Origin of the sequence: Actinoalloteichus spitiensis RMV-1378 (genome assembly GCF_000239155.1) — a bacterium.
Taxonomy (GTDB): Bacteria; Actinomycetota; Actinomycetes; order Mycobacteriales; family Pseudonocardiaceae; genus Actinoalloteichus_B; species Actinoalloteichus_B spitiensis.
Map to the genome: position 1 here is coordinate 1 of NZ_AGVX02000108.1, position 2,655 is coordinate 2,655.

Genomic DNA, 2,655 nt, shown 5'->3' on the forward strand with positions numbered 1-2,655 from the left:
CGCCCGCCGGTCCACCTCGGGTGGCCGGCTCCCGGAGCGGCGGCCGGGCGGCCGGGCTTCCCCGACCGCCAGAGGTGCCACGATGTCCAGGTCCCGTCTCCTCCGGGTGTCGGCCGCCGCCGTCGCCCTGTTCGTCGGCGGGGGTACCGCCGTCGCGACACCGGCCCCACCGCCGACCGCTCCCACCGTGACGTCGGTCGAGGTGGTGGCACCCGCCACCCCCGGCTACTGCCCCGACGACGACGGCGTCACCGTCATCGTCGACTTCCAGGAACTCGCCGCCACCGAGCCCCTCGTCGCCTGCGCACCCGGCCCCCAGGAAACCGGCCTCGACGCCCTGGAGAACGCCGGCTTCGAAGTCACCGGAACCGACCGCTGGGGCACGTCCTTCATCTGCCGCATCAACGGGCTGCCCACGCCCGACACCGAGGACTGCGTCGACACCCCGCCCGCACACGCCTACTGGTCCTACTGGCACGCCCCCAACGGGGGCGACTGGGAGTACAGCAGCCACGGAGCCACCTTCCGCGCCCCTCCCCCCGGCAGCTTCGAAGGCTGGTCCTTCGCCCTCAACCGCGACGTCGACGACAACCCGCCCCCACGGCTCGACCCGGTCCGCCCGGTCCTGGTGGACGAACCCACCAGGACGGCACCGCCCACGCCGACGGGCACTCCTGCCCCGGAGAGCGCGGCCGGCTCCGACGCGGTCGTGCTGGACGACGCCCCGTCCAACCCGCACCTCGGGCAGGCGGTGGCCGCCGGCCGCTGGCTGGCCGGGGAACTGGTCGACGGGCGCATGCCCGGGTTCGTCGGTGCTGACTGGGGCCTGACGATCGACTCGCTGCTGGCGCTCGCGGCCACGAACGCCGACCCCGCCGCCGTCGAGGAGGTCGCCGACGCCGTGGCGGCGAACGTCCGCTCCTACAACAGCCACGACGACTGGGGGGTGCCCGGTGTGCGCGTCGCGGGGGCCACCGCGAAGATCCTGGTCGCCGCCGTCGCCGCCGACCGGGACCCCACCGACTTCGGCGGCCACGACATGCGCCAGGAGACCTTGGACCTGATCGCCGGCCCGGAGGCCGGGACGCAGGAAGGGCGGTTGCGGGACCAGGGCACGGCCGACCAGTCCAACACCTTCGGGCAGTCCCTCGGCGTGATCGGCCTGGCCCGCAGCGGTGGGGTCCCGCAGTCCGCGGTGGACTTCCTGATCCGCCAGCAGTGTTCCTCGGGTGGGTTCCGGCTCTCGCCCGAGCTGTTCGGCACCCCGTCGGAGTCCTGCGACTCCTCCCCGGACGCGGTCCTGGACCCGGATTCCACCGCGATGGCGGTGCAGGCGCTGTTGGCCGCCGACAGGGCGGGCGCCGAGCACGCCGGTGCGGCGGCGGTCAGGGGCGCGCAGTGGCTCGCCTCGGTGCAGCGGGATGACGGTTCTTTCGGTGGTTCCGGTCCGACGGCCGGGTCGAACACGAACAGCAGCGGACTTGCCGGGCAGGCGTTGGCCGCCGCCGGGATGCCGGACGCCGCCGAGGAGGCGGCAGACTACGTCGCCGGACTCCAGTTGACCGAGGACAACGCGGGTGCGGGCTCGGCCGACCGTGGGGCGATCGCCTACAACCCCAACTCCTTCGCGGCCGCCGTCGAGGACGGTGTGACCGACATGGCCCGCGACCAGTGGCGGCGGGCCACCGCTCAGGCCGTGCTCGCGTTGGCGAAGGTCCCGCTCGGTGAGACCGGGGAGGCGGAGCCGGGCCCACGGCCACCGAACACCTCGCAGCCGACGACCACCTCGGCGCCGCCGGAGACCTCGCACACGCCACCGCCCGGTTCCTCGCCGGTTCCGACGTCCTCCGAACCGGCCGCGTCCCAGCCCACCGGCACCGCTCCCCCGCCCGTCGACCCCGCCGGGGTCGACCCGAAGTCGCCGCCACCGCTGGCCCGGACCGGCGCCGGGCTCGGGGTGGCCGTGGCGGTGCTGGGGGCATTGCTGCTCGGCGGTTCCGCGCTCCTGTGGATGTCCCGGCACCGGGTCGGGAGCGACTGATGGGACGTCCTTCATCTCGACGGCGGCCGGCCACCGTCCTGCTCGCCGTCACCATGGCGGCCGGTCTGGTGGTGGGGCCGGGGGTGGCCCTCGCGGCGGAACCGGCGACCGGTGACGCCCCGTCCACCCGCACGGCGTCCGCCGATCCGCGACCGAGGTCGGCCGTTCCGACGTCCGGCAGTGCCGGCTACTGTCCCGACGCCAACGGCGTCACGGTGGTCGTCGACTTCCAGGAGCTCGGCGGGCAGACGATCATCCGCTGCGCCCACGGAGACCAGGCCACCGGTCACGCGGCGCTCCGCAACGCCGGGATCAACATCACCGGCACCAACCGGTGGGGTGAGGCCTTCATCTGCCGGATCGAGGGCCTCCCCGTCCCCGAGGCCGAACCGTGCATCGACACGCCGCCGGCCACCGCCTACTGGTCCTACTGGCACTCCCCCAACGGCGGGACCTGGGAGTACAGCCAGTGGGGAGTCATGAACCGCAAGCCCCCACTGGGCAGTTTCGAGGGCTGGTCGTTCTCGTTGAACCGGACCGAGACCACCAACCCTCCGCCTCGGGTCGCGCCGCGGCGTCCGGCCGCGCCCCCGGCGCCGCCGCCCGCCCCGGAC

General features: G+C 74.5%; 1 protein-coding gene and 1 pseudogene. Both read left to right on the forward strand.

Annotated features, from left to right (window positions below):
- The first annotated feature begins 82 nt into the window (after positions 1–82).
- A complete protein-coding gene (locus ACTIDRAF_RS34390) occupies positions 83–2,041 on the forward strand; it encodes a prenyltransferase/squalene oxidase repeat-containing protein (protein ID WP_016697717.1) in 1,959 nt (652 codons plus the stop codon).
- Positions 2,041–2,655, forward strand: a pseudogene (locus ACTIDRAF_RS27380) (hypothetical protein); the annotation flags it as partial. The gene ACTIDRAF_RS34390 and the pseudogene ACTIDRAF_RS27380, both read left to right, overlap by 1 nt.